Annotated in this window: 19 protein-coding genes and 1 pseudogene; 6 read left to right on the top strand and 14 right to left on the bottom strand. The window is 50.3% G+C overall.

Annotation, left to right across the window (positions count from 1 at the left end; translation table 11 throughout):
* Window positions 1-11: 11 nt before the first annotated feature.
* The gene (locus GmarT_RS18040) at window positions 12-2597 is read right to left on the bottom strand and encodes an ATP-binding protein (RefSeq protein ID WP_002645519.1); all 2586 of its coding nucleotides are present in this window, start codon (window positions 2595-2597) and stop codon (window positions 12-14) included.
* A 365-nt stretch (window positions 2598-2962) separates the two neighbouring features.
* Here GmarT_RS18040 and GmarT_RS18045 point away from each other — a divergent pair, with 365 nt between their 5' ends.
* On the top strand, window positions 2963-3184 hold the full coding sequence (locus GmarT_RS18045; RefSeq protein WP_002645518.1) for a DUF2007 domain-containing protein: 222 nt from the start codon (window positions 2963-2965) through the stop codon (window positions 3182-3184).
* Window positions 3185-3293: 109 nt separating this feature from the next.
* Here GmarT_RS18045 and GmarT_RS18050 read toward each other — a convergent pair whose 3' ends face one another.
* The 8 genes and pseudogenes from GmarT_RS18050 to GmarT_RS18085 form a co-directional block, all read right to left on the bottom strand.
* The gene (locus tag GmarT_RS18050; RefSeq protein ID WP_002645517.1) at window positions 3294-4958 is read right to left on the bottom strand and encodes an FAD/NAD(P)-binding protein; all 1665 of its coding nucleotides are present in this window, start codon (window positions 4956-4958) and stop codon (window positions 3294-3296) included.
* Window positions 4955-6043, bottom strand: coding sequence for a beta-ketoacyl synthase N-terminal-like domain-containing protein (locus GmarT_RS18055; RefSeq protein ID WP_002645516.1), 1089 nt, complete (start codon window positions 6041-6043; stop codon window positions 4955-4957). The genes GmarT_RS18050 and GmarT_RS18055 overlap by 4 nt, the downstream gene beginning before the upstream one ends.
* Before the next feature lie 6 nt (window positions 6044-6049).
* Window positions 6050-6916: a hypothetical protein gene (locus GmarT_RS18060; RefSeq protein WP_002645515.1), complete on the bottom strand. Its 867-nt coding sequence runs from the start codon at window positions 6914-6916 to the stop codon at window positions 6050-6052.
* A 210-nt stretch (window positions 6917-7126) separates the two neighbouring features.
* Window positions 7127-7685: pseudogene (locus GmarT_RS18065) on the bottom strand (hypothetical protein); the annotation flags it as partial.
* A 236-nt stretch (window positions 7686-7921) separates the two neighbouring features.
* On the bottom strand, window positions 7922-8512 hold the full coding sequence (locus tag GmarT_RS18070; RefSeq protein ID WP_002645512.1) for a hypothetical protein: 591 nt from the start codon (window positions 8510-8512) through the stop codon (window positions 7922-7924).
* Window positions 8509-8883: a helix-turn-helix domain-containing protein gene (locus GmarT_RS18075; RefSeq protein WP_002645511.1), complete on the bottom strand. Its 375-nt coding sequence runs from the start codon at window positions 8881-8883 to the stop codon at window positions 8509-8511. The genes GmarT_RS18070 and GmarT_RS18075 overlap by 4 nt, the downstream gene beginning before the upstream one ends.
* Window positions 8884-8962: 79 nt before the next feature.
* The gene (locus tag GmarT_RS18080) at window positions 8963-9565 is read right to left on the bottom strand and encodes a hypothetical protein (RefSeq protein ID WP_002645510.1); all 603 of its coding nucleotides are present in this window, start codon (window positions 9563-9565) and stop codon (window positions 8963-8965) included.
* Window positions 9566-9686: 121 nt separating this feature from the next.
* Window positions 9687-10232, bottom strand: a complete 546-nt coding sequence (locus tag GmarT_RS18085) for a hypothetical protein (protein WP_149303054.1) — start codon at window positions 10230-10232, stop codon at window positions 9687-9689.
* A 215-nt stretch (window positions 10233-10447) separates the two neighbouring features.
* On the opposite strand from GmarT_RS18085, the gene GmarT_RS18090 reads away from it, so the two are divergent.
* Complete coding sequence (locus GmarT_RS18090) at window positions 10448-11590, top strand: NPCBM/NEW2 domain-containing protein (protein WP_002645508.1); 1143 nt, start codon at window positions 10448-10450, stop codon at window positions 11588-11590.
* A 14-nt stretch (window positions 11591-11604) separates the two neighbouring features.
* Entirely contained in the window at window positions 11605-12087 is a 483-nt protein-coding gene (locus tag GmarT_RS18095; RefSeq protein ID WP_149303056.1) for a hypothetical protein, read from the top strand.
* A gap of 14 nt (window positions 12088-12101) precedes the next feature.
* Here the strand turns inward: GmarT_RS18095 and GmarT_RS18100 are convergent, their stop codons facing one another.
* Both GmarT_RS18100 and GmarT_RS18105 read right to left on the bottom strand, forming a co-directional pair.
* The gene (locus tag GmarT_RS18100) at window positions 12102-13247 is read right to left on the bottom strand and encodes a polysaccharide lyase 6 family protein (RefSeq protein WP_187782307.1); all 1146 of its coding nucleotides are present in this window, start codon (window positions 13245-13247) and stop codon (window positions 12102-12104) included.
* A 99-nt stretch (window positions 13248-13346) separates the two neighbouring features.
* Window positions 13347-13826 (bottom strand): TIGR03067 domain-containing protein, encoded by a 480-nt coding sequence (locus tag GmarT_RS18105; RefSeq protein WP_002645505.1) that lies wholly within the window; start codon window positions 13824-13826, stop codon window positions 13347-13349.
* Window positions 13827-13972: 146 nt separating this feature from the next.
* Here GmarT_RS18105 and GmarT_RS18110 point away from each other — a divergent pair, with 146 nt between their 5' ends.
* The 3 genes from GmarT_RS18110 (at window position 13973) to GmarT_RS18120 (ending at window position 15839) form a co-directional block, all read left to right on the top strand.
* Window positions 13973-14305, top strand: coding sequence for a hypothetical protein (locus GmarT_RS18110; RefSeq protein WP_002645504.1), 333 nt, complete (start codon window positions 13973-13975; stop codon window positions 14303-14305).
* A 72-nt stretch (window positions 14306-14377) separates the two neighbouring features.
* Window positions 14378-15343: an endonuclease/exonuclease/phosphatase family protein gene (locus tag GmarT_RS18115; protein ID WP_002645502.1), complete on the top strand. Its 966-nt coding sequence runs from the start codon at window positions 14378-14380 to the stop codon at window positions 15341-15343.
* Between the two features lie 169 nt (window positions 15344-15512).
* The gene (locus tag GmarT_RS18120) at window positions 15513-15839 is read left to right on the top strand and encodes a hypothetical protein (protein WP_002645501.1); all 327 of its coding nucleotides are present in this window, start codon (window positions 15513-15515) and stop codon (window positions 15837-15839) included.
* 81 nt (window positions 15840-15920) lie between these two features.
* On the opposite strand, the gene map is transcribed toward GmarT_RS18120, so the two are convergent.
* The 3 genes from map to GmarT_RS18135 all read right to left on the bottom strand — a co-directional run bounded on the left by map (window position 15921) and on the right by GmarT_RS18135 (window position 18466).
* Window positions 15921-16667, bottom strand: a complete 747-nt coding sequence (gene map / locus GmarT_RS18125; protein WP_044237162.1) for a type I methionyl aminopeptidase — start codon at window positions 16665-16667, stop codon at window positions 15921-15923.
* A 60-nt stretch (window positions 16668-16727) separates the two neighbouring features.
* The gene (locus tag GmarT_RS18130) at window positions 16728-17162 is read right to left on the bottom strand and encodes a VOC family protein (protein WP_002645499.1); all 435 of its coding nucleotides are present in this window, start codon (window positions 17160-17162) and stop codon (window positions 16728-16730) included.
* A gap of 92 nt (window positions 17163-17254) precedes the next feature.
* Window positions 17255-18466: an alpha/beta hydrolase fold domain-containing protein gene (locus GmarT_RS18135; RefSeq protein WP_002645498.1), complete on the bottom strand. Its 1212-nt coding sequence runs from the start codon at window positions 18464-18466 to the stop codon at window positions 17255-17257.
* Window positions 18467-18722 lie beyond the last annotated feature (256 nt).

Below are 18722 nucleotides of genomic sequence, written 5' to 3' on the forward strand. Positions count from 1 at the left end.
TGCTAAAGCCTTCAATTCAGTGATTTGTGGACGTTATCAAGAAGTATGCTGGCGAAGCCCTGATGTTCATCCAGGCAGTCGGCGAGGTCTTCCTCTGTCACTTCTCGCCAGCGTTCTTCGGTAGGGAATCTGCTCACCAGGGTACGAACCATTAATGCGTCCAGCGTGACTGGCTTAAACAGTTCAACCAGTCTACGGGAGGAGAGAAAACGCTGCCGCGCAGAATCCTTGAGCAGCTTCGCGATGTGGACATCGTTCTGCATTTCGTGGTCGAGATAGTCCACCAGCGACTTGTCTCCCCGATTGCTGTAGACAATACAGTTCTGATTTCCCGGATCGAAGCGCATGTCCTCTCGCATTACGTGCGTCTCGTCGCGCAGTAACACAGCGGGACGTGAGCGAGGATCAAATCGAACGGCGCCGGCTTCAAGCATCTGCTGCGGTTGCATGGTCGTAAACTCGACAATAAATGCGTCAGCCCGATTCATCAGCCGACGAATGCCGTCTGTCGATTTCTGTTTCAGGTCACGAGCCAGGAGCAACTCACATTTCCAGCGTTCTTCCACAACAGTGCGGCCGGCTTCGATGACGTCGTCAAATTCCGCAGTCTCTGGTGTCACCATGAAGATACAGCGGTGCTGTCGCTCCGGATTTTTCGCAGGCACCACATCCAGTTCGGGCTGGTCCCTCTCCGGTTGCAGCAATACCGCCTCTGCCATGTCAGCCACGGTTTCCCAGCGTTTCACTAACAGCCGATGCATCTGCTGATTCAGAATCTGAGTGTTTTCCGTAGTTAAAAGGTCCTGATTAAAGAGAATTGCGTTGTTGTAGATGCCACTGAGAATCTCATCGACTTCCGGTTCGCCGAACAACTCGGGATGTTCGGCAATATCACGAATCAGGCTGTTGTCCGCATTAATGGTGAGCCGCATCGATTCTGCCGTGGTCATCTTGAGCAGTGTCTCCGCCATCTCACGCATACTCTGTGGTGTATTAGGCTGATTCAGTAGATCCTCTGCCTGGTGGTGCATCTCGGAACGCTCGGTGGTGCGAATCAGTGCAGCCAGGTCTGCTGGTTTGAACTTCCGGGCCTCGACACGGATTGATCTGCCTCGGGGCTTAACCACCTGTTCCATGCGTGTTGCCAGACGTTGAAATCGAACCTCTTCCTGATGCTCTTCCAGGTGGCGAAAGATATTCGGGTCGTCAATCTGATCGACGCGTATAATTTTAATGGAAACGTCTTCGAACTCTGCGTATTTCTCAAGCAGCAACATTTCAAAGGGGCCACTGGCGTCAATCACCAGCGAGTTTGCAGATTCCGCCATATTGAAATACTGATTCGCCGAGAACGCCGTGGCGAAACAGGGCAGAGCCTGGGGACCGGATTCCGACTTAGGCAACGCCGAAAGAATTTCAGGCAGGCGTCGCCAGTAAAATCCGCTGTAGCTCTCCTCATCGATCGCCTTGCCCCCACAATTCGTCCGCCATTCGAGCAGGTTGGCCACGTTTCGGAAAAGCTCATCGTATTCGTAGCAGGCTGCCTTGATACCGATATCGTGATATTTCAGTATTCTCTGGAAGCGTTGTGGCTCGTCCAGCGAAAGTTCACGCAGCCGTTCAATGATGAGGTGTCCGAATTCTTCTTTGATGCGATCGGTCGTGTCATCGCGCACAAAGTTGTCACGTGCAGCGGTGGGGATGATTGCGGAAGTATTGATCACTCCCCGGACAAACCGAGCCCACGGTGGCAGCAGGTCCGTCGTTTCACACAGAAACATTCTCTGCTGATAAAGCCTCACCCTTCCCGGAGGCTGTTCATGGTTGGGCAGCGAACGCTGGTCGGAAATGTAAAGCACTCCTCGCGTAGGACCAGGATTCTCGATGTCGACATCAATAAGGGCAAGCGCGCTGTCGGGCATGGTCTTTGCCAGATAGACTTGTGTTTCCCGGGCACGCGTCTCTTCGTTCAATCCGTCACGGTCCCAAGGCATAATCATCTGGTTGATCGGTTCGCGGCTGCCGTTTAGATGAATCGGCACTTTCAGCATGTCGGCATATTTACGAATGACATTGTCAACTTCTTCCGGATGGATGACACCTTTGTCCTCTTCCCCTTTAAGAAAGACAGTCACGGTCGTTCCAAATGAGTCCTTACTGACATTGCTTACCGTGTATTCCTGAGTGCCGCTGTTTGACCACTTCCACCCATCGTCGTCGCCAGTCTTTCGTGTTTCGACTTCAACACGCTCGGCCACGATGAACGCCGAGAGAAAGCCGATTCCAAACTGACCGACTAATCCGGTGACGTCCCCCTTTTCAAGTCTCGTTGCTCCACGTCCGATGACAGCCAGGTATTCGCCGATGTCGTTCAAGTCCATTCCGAGCCCGTTATCGCGGATAATGAATTGAAGTTCGTCTGGTCGACTTTCGATATCGATCCTTGGTGAAAACGCATCGGATTCACGTGACTGGCGACGAAGGATCCCGTCATGAGCGTTCTGGATGAGTTCACGGATGAAGACGCGTTTTTCGCTATACAGATTCTTGGCCAGCAGTTGTATCAGACCCTGGAAATCGAATTCCATATTGGGCATAGTGTCACCTTCTATCTAAGGTCGAATCGATAGATCAAATTGAATAGATTTAAGGGGAGCTTTAAAGGGGTCAGACCCCGTTACCCTCTTCAGTTCATCATACTTTCTGTCATTCAACCGCGCTGTATTAAAAATTCGGTTGACTGGCTGCCCTGTGCGTCATGCTGCATTGTGGCCCCCTGATGCTGGTTGTATAGAACAGAGAATCAATGTTCAATTGTGAACATCCAGATCCGCACATTCAAGCATAAGCATCGATTATTCAGAAAATCAGCCTTCGTAATCGTCTCTGCTTCGATTCTTGTCACTCGATCAATTAAACGGGGGAGTCTGGACTCTGTCAGTGACCACCAGGAGTACTGACCATGGCTGCTCAACACGACAGACTTGTGACCGTGACCACCGCCGCGGATGAACTGGAAGGAGAACTGATTGTTGCTCTCTTAAATGAGCATGGAATTAAAGCGACCAGCACCGGAGGCCTGACCGCGCAGTTCCGGGCTGAAGCACCCGGAGTGGTGGAGGTGCTCGTCATGCAGGATCAACTGGCAGCAGCCAATACAATCATCGCGCAACAGAACGGCTAACGGGGACATCCCCGATCCTACCTACGCTGCTCCCCAAATTTTTTGGTCTCGCATGATGTTGTCGGACTTCAACAACAGCCCCGCGTTTAGACAATGGCAAACAAAGGATTCAGAGGTTTCGCTTGAACAATCTTCTAAAAGTTCGGTACACGAAGTCGAATGGCTTGATCACCAGCAGAATAATGATTAATGAACCGGGCATGTAGACCGGGGTTGTTGCATCTCGCTCGCGTGACTGCGTTTCACGATAGTCGTAATGCATCGTTGTCGCCGGAGTAAGTTGCATTCGACACCAGACGGACAATGAGCCGAGAGCACGCAATGTCGGGAACGTGTTCATCAACCTGGCTAACTGGTCACAATAAGGAAACATCTCCACCGGGTAAATTGACTCTAATCTCAATTCCTTATAGCGGACTTTCCTGCGGAGGGAATCTGCCCGATGCAGTGTCTCGATATTGGCAGGACGAGGAAACGTTTCAGCAATTAATCCGCACACAAAACGTGCCTGCACCTCGCTAATGGAGGGGATATTTCCAATAATCGGACGTGCGAAACCGACAAGGAACATATCCGGATAAGTGGTATGTATGCAACCCAGATAAAAGTCCGAAAGTTGAAGGTGCCCTTCCGACAATTCGCTCAGTCTTCCCTGGTACCCCACTGCCGGAACAACGAGAGACGGCTCGATGTGTTCTTCCTGATCGGAATCAAAACGGCGAAACACTGTGAACTGATTGTCAACGGGAGGTCCGACTATAGTAATTCTGCCTGCGGCAACAGCGTCTAAAAAATCATCACTCTTGTTATGAAACATGTTGAACAGGTCATCTTTTGCCGTTTTTGTGAGTTTATAAGCCCATTCTTTGCGGATCTGATTTACGTCCTGATCCATTTCACTGGTTGATACATCAGCCCCCTTTTTTGCAGGAAACAATCGGCGAAAGGTTTCCTGGTAGCGGATTCGCAGTTCGACGAATCGTTGCCCGATCCAGTTTCGAATATCTTCGTGAATCGACAGCAGCAATCGATTTCTCAAAAAGTCCGATGGCACTCCTCGAATGGGATGATACCTGGGACTGACTCGAATCCCTGACCTTAAGGACAAAAAGACTTGATTATTCAGCTCGGGTCGCGAAAGACGGTTTGCATAATCGACGGCAGACTCTCCACCGCCAATAACCACAATACGATTCTCAGTGATGTGCCCCAGCCCGACAGGATGATGCAGTTCGGGAATAGACAAAATCTTGATCTTGCAGTCGATTTGTACTCGTTCAGCAGTCAAGCCGGTACAGAGGATAACAGAATCGAAATATTCTGTGATTGGTTCAGCATGTTCTTCTTTCAAGTCGGTAATCGATAATTGCCAGCCACCTCGATCGACATCGCGACACAGCTTGTCCACACAATGTTGTGTGGCAATATGACCATGGAGTGAGAACGTTTCTGCAAACTGCTCCAGATATTGACCATATTCATCATTCCGAAAGAACTCAGATCGACTCGCACCCCCATCCGGCTTCACATTGGCATCGAAGGGAGTAAAGCATGAAAATTGAGTGGTGTATTTGGTGGAAGTCGAGACGAAGCCTGGATAGGGGTTTCCCCAACAGCCAGTGATTCGATCCGACTTCTCATAACAGACAATGTCCCATTCCTTGAGCGATTCGAGCGAATTCTTCAGACTAATCAGTCCACTGCTGCCTCCACCAATGATAGCAAGTCTTTTCTGCTTTGCTGTCACCTTTGGATTTGGACCTGTGCCTGTCATGGCAGCACCACTGTCAGGCTGACAAGCACAAAATTGAATTGTCCCGATTCCGGAATGAACAGCAAAATCCGGTCGCCATCAAGCAGTTCATGCTGTCTGAGGAACTGGTCCAACATGACATAGATGCTGGCAGAACCGGTATTTCCAGCGGTTGCAAGATTGGTCCAATAGGGAACCGGATTCTGTGGATTACTGGAATGAGAGGCGATGACACGTTCCATTTTACGCCGAAAGAAATAGGACGACATATGGGGTAATATTTTAGAATATGAGTCGAGAGAATCGCGCTGAGCTTCGAGGGCGATCTTCAGAAATTTGCTTGCCAGCGGAACCAGGTAGCTCGATAAAACAGAAAGATCTTGACTCAGCAGAGCTGTGCGGCCTTCCAGCTTCATGCATAACGGCGCTTCATGAGCAAACGACATGGAGTGAGTCCAGTTTACACGCAGTGATAATTTTTCTGAGTCAGGGCGATCCTGCAGTAGAAAAGCTCCCGCACCATCGGAAAGCATGAACCGCAAAAAAATCGACATAAACCAGCGGCTGTTTCGTAAATTTTCGTGTTCAGATCGATCGTCGATCGGTTGAATCACACTTGACTTTAAAATTTCTGAGGCGTGCTCTGCACCGACACAGAGTGCCGAACGATGATGGCCTGCCGAGATCGACCGGATCGCAGCCACCATGGCATTGGCGGCTGATGAACAGATTCCTGCGTGAGAACTGATCTCGACGGGATAATTCAGGTAACCGTCTGCCTGTAACCGATGATGCAGGATCGATGCAAATCCGGGAGCCGCCAGTGGCGTGTAAGTGGTTCCCGCAGCAAGATAAGTAATTGAATCAGCTTCTTTGTAATCACTCAGGCATTGCTGCGCGGCACGGGAGCCTAGTCCATAAACATCATGTGTTTTTTGTTGTAAGTGGTCCTGTGCGTAATGACGACGCACGATCCCATTCATCGATAAGATTTTTTCTTTCGTCGCAGCTTCACCTGCAAGCGATCCGATAAACCGCTCGATTTCGTCGTTTTCTACTGCAGGGCCGGGGAGATAAGAAGCAGTTCGCGTGATATAGCAGGACATTAAAATTCAAGAATCCTTAGAAACCGGTGGCTGATTCATCAGCATGTCATAGACGACCTCGTCAAAAACGATGTGATAGTAGAGATACTGACTCGGATTGGAAAAAAAAGCGCTGCTGTTGTAATGTCCTCGATTATTCACTTCCTGCATGAAGAAATCCAGGTCGATCTGAACCTGCTTATTCTCGGCGTAGATTTGTTTCATACACCATAAGAGCACCGAGTCGGAACCAAACGAGTTCAAAGCCGTCATTGTGGTTTTTAAGTCACCAAAGATAGTGATGACAGTTACAATCAAAATAACGAGGTTCGTGGCCCCTAAAAGCTGAAACGAGTGTTTTCGGTTTTCTTCCAGTACCGCTTTACTGAAGTTTTCGTGGCTTTCAGGTTTAATTGATCTAATGTATTCCAGATTTTCCAGGAAGACGGTCTTGTCAAAACGATCAATCAATTCGTAGGAGAGCAGGTCGTGCCCGATTGTCAGGTTATGATTGACAATGGTTTTCGTATTCTCGACACCGAATTCTCCGTCGATCCCATTCAGCTTTCTCTCTTGCTTTTCTGTTGTCGCTGTTTCACGACGTGCAAGCATATGACGATAAAGCAGTGGCTCGATTTGCACGTGCCGCATAAACAACTCAGCTGCTTCATGGCGGGCCAGATACTTTATGCCAAAGGCCATCCAGAAGTCGATCAGGTATCCTTCAAATCCAAGTGGACCACGTCGCAGAATAAACTTGATCGGAAAGCTGATGAACCGTAAAAAGAAATAGAATACGATCAGCAATGGACGCAGCAGAATAAAATCCCACTGCGTTATTTCTTTCGCGAATACTTCGTTTATGTAATCGGTGATATAGGGAAATCGTTGCATCGAATAATACTATACAATAACACACAATGCTCGCAAGACACCCATACCATAAACTGTTTCAAATAATTTGAGAGACGATCTTTAAGCGTTCTGATCTCGATTAGAAACAAGACTGAAAGGGGCAGCGCCCCTGTTTTAATGAGTCCTCTCACATATAATTATTCGCACTCTGAATTTACTGGAAGCACAGAGAGCCTAATGCACACCACAAGGATGCCCGGCGGTGACGCCGATCGGTTCGGTTTCCCCTTCCACATAAATGTTGAGGACATTGTTCGCGATGTTCTTGAACGTCGAAAGCACAACCGGCCCGTCACCCGGATCAATAGGCGGACAGGCGGAGATCGAAAGCACTTCCGCTGCTCCCACCACATGCAGTTCCGGCATGTTGAGCTCAATCACCGCACCCGGCTGCGCGGTGGCGATAAATCCAGCTTAAGGGCCGCATCAGTTCTGCTTCGAAATCACTGCCGTCCGGTTTCCGCATCCGCACCGAGACCAGCCGCCAGCCTGCCGGCGTAGGATCGATTGTCGCTTCCGTTTGAATGCGCAGTGGATTCCGACCGTCCACCCGCATCCCGGGCCGCATCTGTTGAATCGGCGTCGTCACCACCCGCGGCGGCGTCCCTGAAGGAAGAACTACCGCCTGTGCAGAGGGCAGAATCTCGGTATCCGCACCACCAATCAGCCCCGCTCCCGCTTTCCACAAACAGAAACTGGTGAAGAGCAGGCAGCCGAAGATGGCTAGTTTTTGAGTGAGATCAGACATGGATACGATTCAAATTACAAAAATAATTGGTCAAGCTGAGTTTAATTTGCGTTTAAACCATTATTGAAGTTTTTAGATATCAAGCATGCCAGTGTTCAAGCCATAGAAGCCTGCTCAACCGGCCAAGCTGAAACCGTTCAAACTGGCACAGCCTGAGATGATCGTGATGCAGAAGCCGACGTAGTCGTCGGCTGGTAATGGACAACGGCAACATAATTAGGCTGTGTTTGATATCGCTAAAAGCCTTCGAGCAATTCTTCGATGAACCTCAGCCGTGCTGAAATGGCCGGGGTATCACTGTCTAACAATGACAACCTTTCCCTTTGTTGTTGTAGCAGTGGAATGGCTTCTTCCATCTTGCCAACAAGATGCAGTCCGATCCCACGGAATATAGGGTTACTCAACACGGGGACGATGTCATCAATCGAGCAAAATTGATCGAGATAAGGTATCGCCCGATCTTCCAGTGCCGGTCGCACGCTCGCCTCGAATCGATGACGCATATTCTCCTCAGTTTTGCAGTTGAACTTTTCCTGATCGAGACCAATGCCTCGTTCACTCAAGTAAGAATAGCTGTCTGTCGGAATCCCCACGTCATCGGGGAAATCCTCTTGAAACAACGGGTCGAGCAATGGAGATGCCGGAAACACCTTCACGTCGAACCATGTCCCATGAGTTCCCAAGTCAGGAAGCACGAAATGAAATAGTTCATCAGAATACTTACGGTAGAACGTACAGTATCGAGATCCCTCACAAGTGAATCCGTATGCTGACAGCACACCTGCAAAGAGTTGGCGTGCCACTTTGTCAAACTGTTTTGGTGTCATCGTTGTCTGAATATCTCCTGCGCTGGTGCGCCAAATCGTGTTCTAAACTGCCCCAGACGCATGGCAATCACCTTCGCCTCCTGCTTGCCGTCGAGAACTTTCTGTCTCGGTGGTGATTCCCGGGGCTTGCCATTCAAGGCGATCTCAAACCCTTCGACGACCAGTCGTTTCCGGAGATTTTCAACGGTCTGCACGCGGCACGAAAACGCCTCAGCGATCTTCGTGTCAGTCCAGTTCGGCCCCCGCGCATCCGCCTTCAACAGAATCTCTGCTCGCCTGACCTTCTGTGGTGAACCTTTCAGCCGCTTGCGGACATCCGTAAGCGTATCACGTTCCTTCTGCGACAGCCGAACGATGTATTTCTTTTCCATATCAGTTCCTCCTTGAATGTGTGAAGGATCTGATATTTACTCAAGCTCTGCAACCCCATTTATTAAAAATGACGGGGCACTAGCTTACCATAAACTTCTTCAAGAATGCTGCTTCAGCATTTGATCTTAAGGCAAGATCAAGTTGCTTCACAAAGTCGTGTTGTGAGAGTTCCCATTCGGCAGGTTGTCGCCCGAGGCGGGCCATAGATGCCTCTGCCTTCTTGCACCATTCAAGAGCCAAATTTGACCTGCCCAGATAAGCCGCTAGTGCTGCAACGCCACAAATATCAGAAATGTTGTTTGTTGCTTCTGCTTCACACAAACGTAAGACTTCGGCAGCATCGAGCGGCTGATTGAGGTGCGGCATGAACTGAGTCGTCATTGCTGCGATGACAGACGGTTGCATCGCCTCATGCTGAGAGTGCAAGATCTGACGATGGCGAATATCCAGAAACTGGTGGAGCATTGCCACATCGGGAGCTACTCGTATTCGTACACCTGACGCCGGACGGTATTCACCGGACCGCAATCCTTCAAACCATACTTGCTGTTTGACCGGTCCAGAAGTTCTAGCAAACGTAGCAGCACTGACGTCTTTGTCCCAATGGGCAAATACGTCCGAATAGGACTCAAAAACCTCTCGAAGTTGTTTTTTCGTTAATGGTTTAATCTTCACAGGCATTCTATGGCCTCACCTCAATGACTGGGAGAAACAAAGGGGGCAGGATGCAAAGGGGTCAGACCCCGATTCCATCTTTCAATTTCTCTGACACGCTTAACTCATTGCTTTGAACTCTAGTAACCTAATCACGTTTGACTGGTGAAACAAAGCCATCCGAATCTGAATTGCCAGATCCCTGATTTTCAGCGGGCGCGCTGCCGATAAAGCATGGTCCTGAGGGATCGGGCGCGACACGGGGTTGCCTGTCGAATGAGTTGACATTCCCGATTTCCAGCAACCAGTAATTTTCGCCTCGACTCACGCCTAACGAATATTCATGCAGCCTGCCCTCCACTGCTGTGCCGTACCAGCTGATCGAGGCAAAGCCCGTCGGTACATTTTCGTGGAGAGCTCCCTCCCAGGTCACTCCGACGTCTGTCACCAGGTTCTGGCACATAGGGTTGTAGCGTCGTTCCGGAATGCAATAGGTTTTGATGTCATCCAGTGACCAGCGCGATTCCAGGGCAGAGGTGACTTCTTCAGGAGACGCGAACTTCTGCTGAGTCTCCGTTGTCACTTCCGAGGAATTTTCACTCGGCTTATCAGGAACCGCCTGGGTGCAGCCCCAGACTGTGATCAGGATTGCCATGTTGAGTATCAGATGATGCAGCATTCGGAGACAGCACATAGGGTTCCCCAGAGACTTCACACCAGGTAACGATGTAACTTTTAGTTCGAGCATTCACTCCATGATACCAGCCGGAAATGGCAACACAAATGGGAAATTCCGGTGGAAACCCTAGAGAGAATGCTTGGAACGGCACGCTGATTCATTTAGGATAGGAACTGTATTTCTGTCTATTTCACGCAGGCGCTCAAAAAAACACGCGATTGGATTGAGTCATGTTACCGCAGAGACGTCAGTTTCTTATTCACACATTTATCTTCTTGTCTGCCCTGCTCCTTGCAGGCGGGACTCAGCTTCTGCAGGCGTTTCCCCCTGTTGAGAACATCGATTTCGATGAGAAATACAGGCAGTTGTTACAGGCAGCTAAATCAGCACCTTCCCAGGGGAGGTTGAAAGATGTGGCGTTTGACGCGATCAACGCCAGTCAGTCTGCGATCCAGTCAGGCGATTATTCTTCTGCAGTGAAAATCGCTACTTTCGCCAGCAAGATCGGTAAATCGGCACGCAGCAACCATGCCTTTACGCTGGCGAACAGCTTAAAAAAACGCAGTATTATGCTGTCGCTCGAATATCGTGACGTGGAAAAAGCTCATCAAAAACTGCAGGAGAATCCAAACGACGCGAACGCAGCGTCTTTATATGGAAAGTTTGTCGCTTTAAAGTTGAACAACTGGAAAGAGGGACTGTTCTGGCTCGCCAAAGGGGATGATGCGGAATATCAAACCCTGGCAAAGCAGGAAATCGCAAACTCAAATGATGCAGATGCGCTGCTGACAGTCGCCAATGGCTGGTATCAGTTAGCTGATAAAGAGAAAGGCTCAACGAAGCAGGAACTGGAAATGCACGCTTATGACCTGTATAGCCAGGCTTGGTCGCGCACTCTTGGCCCTGATCGAGCAGCACTGAATGCCAGGTTAAACGAAATGCCCCTGCGGTATCTGAATCACATGCAGGAAGAAGATGTGGTTCATGGTGGATGGCCTTTCGGAAAAAATGGTGACGCGGGAAATGGCAAGGGACTGTTTACCGTCAATCAGCTTGAATTTCCCAATGGTCTGGGCATGGTTCCAGCAAGTAGAGGTTCCGCAAGCGTGTCTTATCAACTGGACGGTCATTTCAAAACTTTTGTGACCGGCGTGGCCCTCAAGGACGATAATTATCAATTTGTTGGTACTATTACATTTATGGTACTGGGAGATAACCGGGTTCTCTGGAAAGCCTCCGTTAAAGATGATAAGGATGTGCTGTTCTGTAAAGTTTCTGTCAGGAACATTAACAGACTGATGATTCGAACTGAAACAAAAGCAATTAATCGGGGAGCACACGCCGTCTGGCTTGATCCGCATGTTTTGAAATAGATCTGAATTCAGAGATGAAAAGGAAACGATGGGTGGAAGCAGCCCCCGATACCGTCTCCGTAAACGAACCGCAGCCAGACTGGACTACCGGTCTTGAGGGAACCTGGAAATCTGACTGGCCACTAACAAAGCAGCATCTGGAGGCGGACTGCAACCTGTCTGCAGAAGCAACCCTCGGACTGGAACGATTGCTGGGCAAGATGACGGTGCAATACGACGGGCATCGTGCCATCTATACGATGCCCGAAATTCGCTATATCAAAGCGGGCAAAGAATACATCCTCGCAGGCTGGACCCGGGAAGAGCCCCTGCATGTGCTCGGCCGCACGTCCACTCAACTGGCACTGTTGACAAAAGCCGTCGCACTGCCCGTTGACCAGGACTATCTCACCCTGCTCACCTTCGAAAACGCAGACACCTGCTGGCTCTACCTGGGGTATTCCCCCCTCGTCGGTCTGCATGTAAAAGAGTACTTCTGTAGGGTCGTATCGAAGTAAAACTCAGAGAGAACTTACTCCTGCTTCGCATCAGGGCCGACGTCAGCGGGTTTCAATCGCTTGAGTTGTGGCTTACCCGTGCGACGGGTGTTTTTGATCTTGATATTCTCCGGCAACAGCGTGCGCGAACGGCTGCCCAGGCCGTGCCCCTGGACGATTTCTTCTCCCGCGTTATCGATCAGCGTGTTACCTTCGATAAGGACGTTCTGGACCTGTGCATGTTGATTCAACTTCGGGTTCTGCACTCCCGCACTTAATGCAATCGCGCCGTCGATTCGATCCCCTACCCCTTCAATGTGATTGCCGATGATTTGATGCCCTGTGCCGACAACGCGAATGCCGCCCGAATGGCGATCGCCGTCTCCCAGAATGAGATTATCGCGAACGATGCAGTTGTTGCCGTGCCGCAATGTCAGAGCGCCGGCGCAGCCGACAATGGTATTACGTTCGTAAATATTGTCGCAGGACTTGTTGGAGATGAGTTCCACTTCGCCGTCGCAGTTTTCGAACAGGTTCTCAGCAACGACACATTGCGCAGATTTCATGGAGGTTTCACTGGTACCAATCCGCAGTGTTTCAAAGCCGTTGCCGTTCCCCTGCAGACGGTTCAGAAAGTGATTGTGATCGATGCGGTGCCGTCCCACTTCTCCGTCTTCATCGAGCCAGACCACCAGTGTGGTGCCGGAATGCTTCTGACCTTCAAACCGGCAATGATCCACGCGATGATGATGGCCGTACAGACTGAGCCACTGATACCGGGTCTCGATATTTTCAGGATTATAGTTGTCTATGATGCAGCGGGTCACCCGGTTGTGTGCACCCCGCACACGGATGACATGCCCTGTCTTCAGACTGCCGTTCCGAAACGTAAATCCGTCGAGAACCACATATTCGCCCAGCAGATTCAGTTCCGACGCACCCGTGAACGCGACCTGTGACTGCACGGTAATCGGTTTTGCTTCCGTTCCCTTGAGTATGAGTTTGATTTTGACATCGGACCAGTCAGCGCCGACGATCTTGATGACGTCTCCCGGCTGGGCCGACTTCACAGCAGATTGCAATGCGGCCGGCGTTTCCACGCGGACCTCTTCCGTATTCGCGATGCTGTGACAGACTGCCAGGAGAAGAACAGTCAAGAACACACAGAGTTGTTTTAGCATTTTAACTATTCTCTGTAACATATGTCTCATCAAGAAAAACATTCGGCTGTGCACTACCTTCAGCTCGATATTCGACTTAAATTCAATTCACGAGGTTCCCTACTCCGCCTTCACTCTCTCGAACGTCACCAGAATATGCTGATTCTCAGCGGTCGAAGAAAATTCTGTCGGACGGTTCCGACCGGCAGGTGCGAAACACAGCTTGCGGGTATTCTTTTTGAGTTCGTAGATACCCAGCAGCGTTTGTCCCTGATCCTGCCCTGAAGTTGGCATGAAGTCGATTGTCCTGGGTTTCTGTGTCGGATCAATAGTGCTGGTTCCCTTGGCGACCTCGTTCCCTTCCGAGTGCAGGCTCCAGGTTCCATCCGCACCGTTGACTACGGTAAACTTACTGGCGTCTGCATCACCTGCTTTGTTACCATTGACTTCCAGGGTCTTGATCCTCCAGGTTCCTTCAATCAGCTTGTGGTCTTTTTTGATTGCGGCCTCTTTGGCATCGTCGGCAGAAGCAAGCGTAGTCATCGACATGAGTAGAGCGAGTGCTCCGACTAACAGATTTTTGAAATGAGCGCGTTTCATGATATTCCCCTGGGTAGAAGTCTAAATTAGCAGTCAACACACTTTGTACAACTCTCTATCCTAGAAGACCTGCAGGTGATCTACAATGTTTTTCATCACAGAAACCCAAAAGGGGGAGCCTTCAGAATCATGCCAGGGAACACAACATGACTGAGAAGAGTCCAGATGATTATCGCGAACCGCTGTCGAGCGAGGCCATCGCAGCATTAAGCGAAGAAGTCGCGGAACTGGTTGAATCTTGCCGGGGGATATTCGACCAGAATGAACTCGCGGGAGTCGATCATTACCTTAACCATAATGAGCCGGAAATGGCGTTCGAAGGACTGTTAATTGATCTGATCAATGCCAACAGAGTTCCAGATTCTTTCGATTCAGATCAATGGAAGAGGATCGCACAAACCGCCGGGTTACCTGCTGGCGGTGTATTTGATGAAGACATCTGGAACAAGTTTGGTATCTGGCTCGAAGATAAACAATAACGGATTCAGAATCTAAAGGTATCAGTTGCCTCAAACATCTGAACTTTCCCGAAATTAATGAAAGCACTTAACATGCAGAGACTTTCTTCCCACCAGCTGACCCGCTGTAGCGTGTTGATCGTTATTTCAGTGGTCTGCCAGGTCTCATCAGGCCAGGAACCAACTTCCTCCGAAACACTTGACCGTCCGCTGCGGGTTCTGACGGCGAACATCTGGAATTATGCAGAGCCGTACGAACTTCGCATGAAACTACTGCGCGAGCAGATCACCGCACTGCAGCCTGATCTGATCGGCTTTCAGGAAGCGGGCTGGAAACCGGAAGAAGAACACCAGGTCAAACAGTTGCTGCAGGGCTTGAACTACCATATCGAACATGAATCGGATGGTTCTGATAACAAAGAACGCCGCCTGCTGGATGTCGCGGTCGCATCCCGCTGGCCTTTGAAACGCAAAGCATTTCATAGTCTGCCTGGCAGCGGGAAAGCCCTGGCGGTTGAAATCACAGCACCACAGCCCATCGGGCGGCTGCTGTTCGTTTCCACATTCGGGACGGCGCGCTGGCAGTTTGACCGGGAACTCCAGCGCGAACGCGATGCCGTAGCGCTGGACCGTTTCATTCGTGAAATCAGCGATCCCAACGGCTTCCCGCCGATCATCGCCGGCGATTTCGACGCCACGCCTGACTCTGCCGGTATTCGTTATCTCACCGGACTTCAAAGTCTGGATGGACACAGCACGCATTACTATGATGCGTGGAAAGCTGCGGGCAACCGGGGTGCGGGTCCTACGTGGACCACGCAGAATCACTACGCGAAAAAGACCACCGAACAGTTCTGGCATCTGTCCGACCATCATCGTCGCATCGATTACATCTTCCTCGGTTCCCCTCACCATTTTCGCGGATACGCACGCGTTGTCTCAACGCGCGTCGTACTCAATCAACCTGTCGGTAAAGACTGGCCCAGCGACCATTTCGGCGTTATGGCAGAGATCGCGACGACACCAAAAGGCTCTGAAGCGACAGGCATCGACAAATAGCAATCATACAATTAACGCATTTTTCATGAGCCATGAACCAGCATCGTGCTTCCGTGGTCATTACAATTACTGATCAGTTCGATCATCTATAGTTCGTGAAAACTGCGTCGACACGAAGAGGTCGACCTGCGATTTCGTTTCAAATTAAAAAGTAAGGTTCATTTCAATCATGCGCTGGCATCTGATCGCAGGAATTGTGACTTCCCTGTTCGGCCTGTTTTTAATTGCGGGCGGCCTGTTGATGCTCGGTTCGCTGGTGTACTACAATATTAAGCATGGGCCCATCGAATTCAGCAACGGTGAATACCCGGCGCTCGACAGCGTCGCACTCACCTGGAAAAACATATTAGGAGGCAGTGCCTTACTGCTTACAGGCATCGGCCTGTCCATCGCGGGAGTCTGCTGGTTAAAACAAAAAACGCGCTACGGGCTGATCCTGTTTTTCTTTACGATGGTAGTGTCAGCGATCACGAGAGCATACATTCGGAATATGTAAAGCCATTCAGCCTATGCTTGGGAGCATCAGCGACGACCGATAGATATAATCGGTGCTGAATGGAATGTCTTAGCCAGCGGTTCAAACCACCGTCAGCAGGATTGGCTTGCCCTTCGTAATGACCAGGGTATGCTCGAACTGGGCTGACAAGTTTCCTGCCTCCCCTGCCAGGGTCCAGCCGTCATTGCCTTCCGTGACGATTCTGCTTTTCGTTGACAGGAAAGGCTCAATGGTAATGACGAGCCCTTCATGCAAAACCCTGGTATCTCCTGGTACAAAATAACCGGGAATCTCACCAGGTTCCTCGTGCAGACCTCGCCCGACACCATGGCTACACAGATTGCGAATGATGCGAAAACCGGTTTGTTTCGCGACTTTCTGAATCGATTTCCCGATCCCATTCAGTGGACGTCCTGCCCTTGCAGCGTGACAGGCCTCGGTTAAAGCCATCTGTGTAGAAGCGATTAATTTGTCTTTGAGAGGATTACCCGGAGGCACAACGAAGGTGCCGCCCGTGTCTGCAAAATAGCCGTTCTTCTCAGCAGAGACATCAATGTTGACGACATCTCCTGGCTGAATCACCCGCTTTCCGGGAATCCCATGCGCGGCTTCTTCATTGACGCTGATGCAGGTATAACCGGGAAAATTGTATGTCAGTTTTGGAGCGGACCTGGCCCCGTGAGCTTCCAGCAACGCTTTCCCCACCAGATCCAGTTCACCTGTGGTCACGCCCGGTTGTGTACAGGCCATCATTTCCTGCAGGGTAATCGCGACGATTCGGCCGATCTTTCTTAATTCCCTCAGGTCTTTTGCAGTTTCGATTGTCACGAAATATTCCTCATTCGTTTTTAAACCAGTAATCCAGTACACGACTTTAGCATAATCAGATCAAGTCGCAAACAGCTGCGTTTCGATATCTTTGAAGGCTTTGAATTCCAGGGCATTGCCGCTGGGATCCAGAAAGAACATCGTCGCCTGTTCCCCCGGCAGACCGGCAAAGCGAATGTAGGGTTCAATCACGAATTCTATATCCTGTTCGCGCAGTCGATCCGCCAGCGAATTCCAGCGATCGATCGTCAGCACCACGCCAAAGTGGGGAACAGGCACGCCATGACCGTCAACAGGATTGGCGTGCGAAGCGATTTTCCCCTCGGGTCCCAAAGTCGGATTCAGATGGCAGACGACCTGGTGACCGAAGAAATTGAAATCGACCCACGTCTCGGCACTGCGGCCTTCACCACAGCCCAGCAGTCCGCCATAAAAGGCTCTGGCTTCAGCAATGTCACGTACCTGAAAGGCAAGATGAAACGGATCAACGGGCATAAGAAGTCTCGGCTGCTGGAGATAGTAGGAAGAAAACCTGTGACATCAATTTAACAGGCACATGCGACAGCAGCAAGAAAAAGAGACAATCGTCACTCCCCTGCCCGGATCCCTTTAGCTTTGGAAATCAGAAAGTCTTCCAGTGAATCATACGGACTCTTTTCAGCAGGCATGCCAGGCGCCGTCACCGTACATTCCAGCCCCTGCGCGTCCATCGCTTCCTTCAACTTGAGCCCCAATAGTACATGGTGGACCCAGATAGCCGATTCCGTATCGCGTGTAACTTTGGAATCAGGACGGCTATACGTCATATAAACACTTACGCGATCATCACTGTCCAGATGACTGATCGGCGACGCATCCTGCATCAAGGCTTTGACGGCAAGTTTATTAATGTCCGCCTCACCTTCAATATGATAGAAGGCCGGCATCGCAGGCCCCATGGCCAGATCAGGAATGCCAAACCATTTTCGAAAGGTATGAATATCATAGGTGGGCTGGCCATTCATTGCCCCCGCTGCCAGGACGCGTGTTGATTGACGGGCGATCGGATCATCACTGTCCGGATCGGCCAGGTCATCATGAAAGGCGAGCCACAGGCTGATCCCGGCTCCCGCAGAACCACCAAAGCAGACCACGCGTTCCGGGTCAATATTCCATTCTTTCGCGCGATGTCGAATGGTCTGCAAGCCGCGGGCAGCATCGTGCATCTGCATGGGATACGGCCCCGTATCGGTCAGGCGATAATTCATCGCCGCGACAGCCACGCCCGCTTTGTGACAGGTTTCCACCAGCCCCCGTTTCAACAGCGATTTATCTCCCCCGCGAAAACCGCCGCCATGAATAAAGAGAACCAGCGGAGTCGGTTTCTTCGTATCGGGAACCGGCCAGAGATCAAACCGCTGCAATGGATGATCGCCATAAGCAACATCAGGCACGGTCGCAACGACCTTGGGCACATTGCCACGTCGCGTTCGCGGCGTCCCTTTCTTCTGGTTGGCAGCCCGAAATTTTCGTAATTCGTCCCCACTCAACTTTCCATCTTTGTCCAGATCGGCCTCGGGAAATCGCTGCAGCATGCGTTTGAGTCGCGCCTGCATTTCCGGACTGTTCTGCTGTTTTTTCACATGCGCCGCCAATTCACGGGCAGACAGAACTCCGTCTTTATTGGTATCGCTTTCAGGAAACCGTTTTAACAGCGCTGCGCGACGTGAGTCTCTATCACCGGCTACCTGTTTCGGCTCCTGACTGAATGTGGTTGTACATGAAAATAAACAAATTGAAATGATGATGTAATGTTTCATGCTGTTATTAACCCCAAACGACTGATCTGGTTTCGTGATTCATTCACATTTTTCAAATCAAAGATGTCTGTTCCCGTGACCAGACGGACAATGTCTGCCATTTTTAATCAGAAACCATACCTGGATAATACATTCTTCACCGGACTAAAGAGCTTGTTGTCTTCTAACAATCCTACTTTTTGCAATATTATTTCAGTGTGAGATAGAATATACAATACACCAGTGTTGAGGACTCAATCATCAGAAGTCCTGTTGA

The organism is Gimesia maris (assembly GCF_008298035.1).
GTDB classification, from domain to species: Bacteria; Planctomycetota; Planctomycetia; order Planctomycetales; family Planctomycetaceae; genus Gimesia; species Gimesia maris.